Below are 6,627 nucleotides of genomic sequence, written 5' to 3'. Positions count from 1 at the left end.
CCCTGGGATGATCGAGGCCGTCGCCAACCGGCATCTCCTTGAGAACGACATCCGGTTCGCACTGGCCGAGGGTCAGTTCCATCTCGCGTACCAGCCCATTATGGCGCTCGCCGACGACACCATCCTGGGCTTCGAAGCGCTCATTCGCTGGCAGCATCCAACGCGGGGGTTCGTCCCCCCGGCGACCTTCATCCCATTGGCGGAAGAGACGGGGCTGATCCTGCCGATCGGCCGCTGGGTCTTGGAAGAGGCATGTCGGCAGGCAGTGGCTTGGCCAACAGATCAGCATGTCGCGGTCAACATCTCGGCCGTGCAGTTCCGTTCGCCGATGCTTCTCGCTCATATCACTTCCGCCCTGGCGAAAAGTGGGTTGCCGGCGAACAGACTGGAGATCGAGCTAACGGAGACGGCACTGGTCGAGGACGGCCGCCAGATTGTGCACACGTTGTCGGCGCTACGCCAACTCGGCATCAAGATCGCGATGGACGACTTTGGGACGGGGTACTCGTCCCTCGCCCATCTGCGTGACCTGCCGCTGGACAGGATCAAGATCGACCGCAGCTTCGTCGCAGCAGCTTTGGGAGACAAGCATTCGATGGCGGTCGTCAAAGCGATCACGCAGATGGGGCGTGACATGAACATCCAGACGATCGCAGAAGGCGTCGAGGAAGCGAACCAGCTCGCTCTGCTGAAAGAGCTCGGGTGCGACGCGGTGCAGGGTTATCTAATCGGCCGTCCGGAACGTTACTCCGTTTCATCGCCGTCGCAGACAGTATCTAACCACGCTGCGTAGGCTACTTGCTCTATATGAATTCAGCCGTGGTCCTACCGAAATGGCGATCAAGGCGGACGGAGCCGCAGGCTTCCTTACCCACCCATCGGCATTGTCCAGAATGACTGTTTTCCCATCCGCGGGCGCGCCTTCCTGCCATGAACGGAACAGGCTCGGTCGCCGCCTTTCGTGGGTCGAGCCTGTTCTGTTGGGCTGCGCCCAGCTGTAATGGGCCATGGATGACACACGGGATGTGAAAACGGCGCCGTCCTACAATCTGCCTCGCGATCTACGCGGTTGGGACAGATGCCGTTTTTCGCACCGTGGCGCCCCTAGGCGCGTTGCGGTTATGTCGGACGTGGTCACGAAACACTACGGACCTATCCGCCTGTGGGCAGCAGGGGCTTCCACCCCTTGATAGATCTGGTGTTGTTCGACGTTCGGCGCATTCGCTGAGACAGAGTCCCACCGGATCTGCCGCGACATCGTGCTGTCGCTTCTAACGGCTTTGTTAAGGGGCTTGAAACGCCCAGGATGTGATTGGGTCAGGATGATCACATCCGCGCTTCTGCTTGCCGTTGGGATCGCACTGGGGTGGCATTATCGGTCTGTCATGATCCTGTTCGCCTCAGGGTGCCTCATCGTCGCTTATATCGCAGTCTTCCTCGTCCGCCGGGAGTTAGGCGCGTTGGAGCTCTTGGTCCTCTTCGCCCATTTGATCGCTCTGCAAGGCGGATTTCTTCTCGCGCAGTATCTCCGCCCCAGGGACTAAAAGCGCCGAGGGCGAAGGCGATGGCGTCAGAACCAGACTGCCTTACCGCTCATCAGGTAGATGGCGATCCATAGCAGGACTGGCAGGAGACACATGGCGACAACCAGGGCCAAGCGTGGGCGCCGCGATGGGCCCCTAGGTGGGTGTTCTAGAGACATAGAGTGTCGATATCTCACAGTTCTGCGGGGATCGCTGCGATCGCCGCACAAGCTGAGCCGTTCGCTCGCGGCACCCTACGTGCCACAATTGGAAGAAGTTTCACCTAGATTGCGCAAACTTCGCGCTTCGGCATCACGGCACCTCCGCCGGCACGCTCAATCCAAGCTGGCGGGCGAGTTCGTCGCGGATCGGGAGGCGGCCCGACATCGCCTTGTCTCCACCGGCTGCAGCGAGAAATCCCACTTTGATAAAATGCAGCCGTTAGTTTCAACGCAGCCGCAAGTCCAAGCCCCGATGGTCAGGGCATGAAACATCCCGCCCTATGACCGATCGACGAGCTAACCCGCGTCACGCCATCATACTTCCAGCACTATGCTGGAACGGCGACGGGTCCGAATTCCATGCCATCACCGTCGATATTTCCCCCGAGGGCATCCGCATGCGCTCGGCGACGATCCCCCCTGTGACAGCGCAGCTCGGCTGCTCGATCCGTGGCGTGGGTGTGATGGAAATACGAGTTGTGCGAGCGGGCCCCGATGATTTCGCTGTACGTGTCGTTGGCAGTGGCGTCGCGCCCGGTCAGGTGGTGCGCAACCTCTTGGAAATGGCTCGGCTGCAAGCCCCTCCGGTCGAGGAAGTGCGCGTCTGCCGTCGAGTCGTGCCTAAGTCTAAGCAGGTACAGGTCGCGACAGCAGATGGAACGAGCGTCCCAGCGCAGATCCTAAATCTGTCGGCCACCGGCGTAGCGCTGCGGCTGGATGCTCCGGTGGATGTTGGGCAAACGATCATGGTTGGACGACATCAGGCGAGGATCGCACGCCGGACTGAGGCGGGCGTAGGTGCCGCCTTCCTTACGCCTCTCGACGAAGCAACGGTGGGTGAACACACGGTGCTCTGACAATGAGAAAAGGCATCGATGATAGAGTGTCGCTGATCGCGATCTCCCAGGGGGCATCGCGGATCACGGGCTCGTCCTTGACGAGGTTGAAGCGGAAGTCAGCTTCGCGCATCAGTATCACTCGACCTCAATCAGCGCACGCAATCAAAGTCGGCAGACGAGCTGGTCGCTGTTGGGGAGATGGCCGCACATCACCTTTCTTCAGCCATTCGCCTCCGCGTGGGCCCGCTCACGGGCACAGAAACACTCGTTGGCTTGAGCCATGAATGCGCGCGCTGGCGAAAGCTTTCCTCCGTCGACGCGAACACGTCCGCATCGTCATCGCGCATCTCGGCCTTAACCAAAGCCCAGTGCGCGACGGCGTTCGCCCGATGCCCGTCCGTGGCGCCGTTGTCGTAGAGATCGGTATCGAGCACGACGTCGAGCCGGCGTAGCTCGATTTCGATCGGCAGGAGGATGTGCCGGCACTCGGCGACCACATCGTGCGAAGACGGCACATCTCGGCCGTCCCATAGGCAACGCCAGCCGGGATTCCCAGAGGCCATGCGCGCTTGCTCGACCGCCCAGGTGGGCAGGTCACCCAACGCCTCGAGGTAGAGGGCGAGCCACAGGCCAGCGGCCTTCTCGGTCAGCGTACCGTACTGTCTGGGGGCGAGCAGCAGGGTCAGCATGCGGTTGAGCTCGGGCCCGGGCGTCGGAATGAGGCTCGCCTGCTGCTCGGCCCGGCGCTTCTCGAGCCAGGCGCGCGTATCACCGGCCGGAGACTGCACGGCGGGGATGCGCCGGCGCCGGAAGTCCGCCGGATGATCCTCGAGCCGGTTCACGAAGGCGCCCGTGAAGCGGTCTATCTCCGGCGTCAACGGCGAAGGCGGCACCGGCAGGCGGCACGCGGTCATGGCCGAGGCCGAAGGTGGCGATCACCTCGCCGGCCCGGTTCGTGATCTGCGCGCCCGAATGGGTGATCTCGTCCACCGTCACCGCCGTCTCCTGCACCGCCGCGAACTGCTCCTCCACCGACGCCGCCTGCTTCTGCGCCGAGGCGCGGATCTCGGCCGCCGCCGCGTTCAAGTTCGACGTCGCCGCACGGTTCATCCGCGCAAGATCCGCCAGCCCCGAGACCATCGCGTTCAGCGTACGCCGGAGGCGACCGATCTCGTTGTGGCCGCTGTCCCCGAGCGTCTCGGACAGGTCGCCCTAACCGACCTGCTCGACGAAGGTCATCACCCGCCCGAGCGGCCGGACGATCAGGCGGTTGATGGCGATCCCGATCCCAATGCCGATGCAAACGGTTCGAGGCCTTGTTCGATGCAACGTACCAGGCCGTCCTCGAACCGCGCGTGACAGTTCAGCCGAACCTGCAGTACGTCTTACATCCGGGGGGCAACATCCCGGACCCACGCTACGAACTTGTGCGGCGGATCAAGAACGCCACGGTCGTCGGCCTGCGGGCGATGCTGACCTACTGAGTGAGGTTCAACTTCATGCGGGCCATCGGAAATGCCCAACCGACCCCAGAGCGAACCCTATGAGCCTGAACGCTGTACGCAAAACGCTTATCAGACGTGCGCTAGAGACGGCTCTTCCGCCATATCGAGCTGAGGAATATTCGGCGCGGCGAAGGCAAGCATGCGGTCCCCCTCGTTGGGGGCGGCACGCTCGTTGTCGACCGAAAGGAGTTCGACCACCCCGTCCGTCTTGATGATCAGCAGGTCGACCGCGTCGGTCTGCGCACCCGCGTTCGCAGGGACGACTTCGAAACGCCAGCCGGCCTCGTGTCGCCCGGCTAGGGAATCGAAATCGATCTTGCCGTCACCGAGTACCTTGCCGCGGGTATCCCGGCTGACGCCCGTGTCCGCATGCAGGAGGTGGTCCGACGACGGCGCAAGTTGGTAGACGCGCTCGCGACCGATCTCGGGGGCAAGCCTAGTGCACACCAGCGCGTTGTAAAGTTCGTCTCGGGTCGCAGCAAGCATATGGTCCGGGGGGTGGTCGGCGAGACCTTCCTCAGCATGCCGCGACAACAGCTCGGCCTGCAGCGTTGGCACACCCGCGTCACGGGCGGCCTGGAGCGCGCCCGGATAGGTGTCGATCAGCACGACCGGCACGCCCGCGCGATGCAGGGCGACGACCATGTCGCTCGCCCATGGGGACGCTCCAACTACGGCGAGCCGTTGGGTCTCGGCCGCGGTAGACAAATTCAGTCGCCGGGCCAGCGGTCCCAGCGAGAAGCCGTGGAGGATGACTGTGGCCACGATGACCGCGAATACGGTGGGCTGGATCAGATCGCCGCCGGCGTAGCCTGCCTCGCTTAGACGGGGCCCGGCCAAACCGGCGACGGCGGCCGCGACAATGCCGCGGGGGCCGATCCAACCCACGAACAGGCGCTCCCGCCGCGTCAGGTCGCTGCCCAGCGTCGCGAGCCAGATGGCGGCCGGGCGGACCGCGAACAGGACGGCGGCCGTGAGAGCGAGGATGGGCAGGGACAACTTGCCGAGGACGCCGAGGTCGAGGTCGGCGGTCAGTACGACGAACAGGCACGACACCAGAAGCACGACAAGCGCCTCCTTAAACCGACGCAACTCGCCCAAGCCTGGCACGTGGCGGTTCGCCAGGGCGATGCCGAACACGGTCGCGCCGATCAGCCCGGCCTCGTGCATGAGCAGGTTCGGGACGACGTAGGCAACGAGTGCGAGCGCGAGCAGCACCGGCGTCTTGAGCGTCTCCGGGACGAGATCCCGCCGGAACGCCCAGGCCACCAATAGAGCGAAGCCAACGCCGAGGCCGCCCGCCACCAGCACGCCCTCGGCGAGGTGGATCGCCAGTGCGACCGCCGGGGTCTCGCCGGCACCGTGCGGCATGCCCACCAGGATCTCGATGACGACCGCCGTGAGGATCGCCCCGACCGGGTCGTTGACGATGGCCTCCCATTTCAGGAAGGAGGCGGACCGGCGCTCCAGGCGGGCGTGGCGCAGCAGCGGCAGGATCACGGTTGGTCCAGTCACGACGAGGATGGCGCCGAACACCGACGCGGGGCCCCACATCATCCCGCCGATGAGGTGCGCCGCGAGGGTGCCGAGGACGAAGTTGATAGGCAGCGCGAAGGCGGTGAGCCTGAGAACACCTTCGCCGGAAGCCCTGAGTTCGCGGAAATCAAGCGCGAGGCCACCCTCAAACACCACGATGGCGACCGCCAAGCCGATCAAAGGGCGCAGGTTCTCCCCGAAGTCGCGGGACGGGTGCAGCAAGCCGAGCACGGGTCCGACAAGGAACCCGAGCGCGAGCAGCAGCACGATGGCGGGGATGCGAAGGCGCGCTGCGAGCACCTGGGCGGCGATGCCACCGCCCACGATGCAGAGGACGGCCGTCGCCAAACCGTGTTCCATCTATCCCCCTCCGGGCAAACCTGTCGTCGCGACCGTCCGACGCTTCACCGGCCGAAGGATCGGCACCTCCGCCGTCGTGCGGGTCGGATCACATGCCCTACTAAGGGTTGGAGCCTATGGGATTCCCGCCACGGCCCCTGTCGGGGTCGCATCCCCGGCGTCCGTCTGACGGTTGTCGAGCTTGCGCAGCTCGGTGGCGATGTCTTGCAAGCTGGTGTCGCCCTTGCGCAAGATTTGGTCGGCCTCGGACAGGCGCTCGCGTTCCACCGCCGTGATGTCCCGGGCACTCAGTACCACCACTGGGACCTCGGCGCAGCCGGGCAGGTCCCGGAGTTGGTCGAGGAACGAGAACCCGTCCATGACCGGCATGGTCAGATCGAGCAGCACGAGGCGTGGCACGCCGTGCCGGACCTGGTCGAGCGCCTCGCAGCCGTTCCCGGCCTCGCGCACGCTCCAGCCGTTGCGCTCCAGCACCGTCCGGAGGCGGTGGCGCATGTCGGCGTCGTCGTCGACCACGAGCACGTCGCCGTCGGCCGCCCGGAACTGGTCAAGGATCGTCCGGAGGCGCGCCCAGTCCACCGGCTTCGGTACCGCCTCGATGGCTCCGAGCGAGGCGCTCAGCGCCGCGTCGGCAACGAAGCTG

At 64.8% G+C, this 6,627-nt stretch carries 6 protein-coding genes and 1 pseudogene; 3 read left to right on the top strand and 4 right to left on the bottom strand.

The genetic code is table 11. The annotated features are described in order from the left end of the window. Positions 1–793 (top strand): putative bifunctional diguanylate cyclase/phosphodiesterase (locus MKK60_RS18990; protein WP_243988171.1); only part of this gene is annotated, 793 nt, incomplete at its 5' end. A 1,232-nt stretch (positions 794–2,025) separates the two neighbouring features. Then, positions 2,026–2,601, top strand: a complete 576-nt coding sequence (locus MKK60_RS18985) for a PilZ domain-containing protein (protein WP_243988170.1) — start codon at positions 2,026–2,028, stop codon at positions 2,599–2,601. A gap of 191 nt (positions 2,602–2,792) precedes the next feature. Here the strand turns inward: MKK60_RS18985 and MKK60_RS18980 are convergent, their stop codons facing one another. Continuing rightward, positions 2,793–3,497, bottom strand: a complete 705-nt coding sequence (locus MKK60_RS18980; RefSeq protein ID WP_243988172.1) for a hypothetical protein — start codon at positions 3,495–3,497, stop codon at positions 2,793–2,795. A gap of 13 nt (positions 3,498–3,510) precedes the next feature. After that, positions 3,511–3,852, bottom strand: a pseudogene (locus MKK60_RS18975) (HAMP domain-containing protein); the annotation flags it as partial. Positions 3,853–3,938: 86 nt separating this feature from the next. Between MKK60_RS18975 and MKK60_RS18970 the strand changes: the two are divergent. After that, entirely contained in the window at positions 3,939–4,067 is a 129-nt protein-coding gene (locus MKK60_RS18970; protein WP_243988169.1) for a carbohydrate porin, read from the top strand. Positions 4,068–4,157: 90 nt separating this feature from the next. Here MKK60_RS18970 and MKK60_RS18965 read toward each other — a convergent pair whose 3' ends face one another. Both MKK60_RS18965 and MKK60_RS18960 read right to left on the bottom strand, forming a co-directional pair. Beyond that, a complete protein-coding gene (locus tag MKK60_RS18965; protein ID WP_243988168.1) occupies positions 4,158–5,984 on the bottom strand; it encodes a cation:proton antiporter in 1,827 nt (608 codons plus the stop codon). 114 nt (positions 5,985–6,098) lie between these two features. Next, a partial coding sequence (locus MKK60_RS18960; protein WP_243988167.1) for a PleD family two-component system response regulator occupies positions 6,099–6,627 on the bottom strand: 529 nt, incomplete at its 5' end.

Source organism: Methylobacterium sp. J-092 (genome assembly GCF_022829325.1).
Taxonomy (GTDB): Bacteria; Pseudomonadota; Alphaproteobacteria; order Rhizobiales; family Beijerinckiaceae; genus Methylobacterium.
This window is presented reverse-complemented; position numbering and strand designations above follow the sequence as displayed.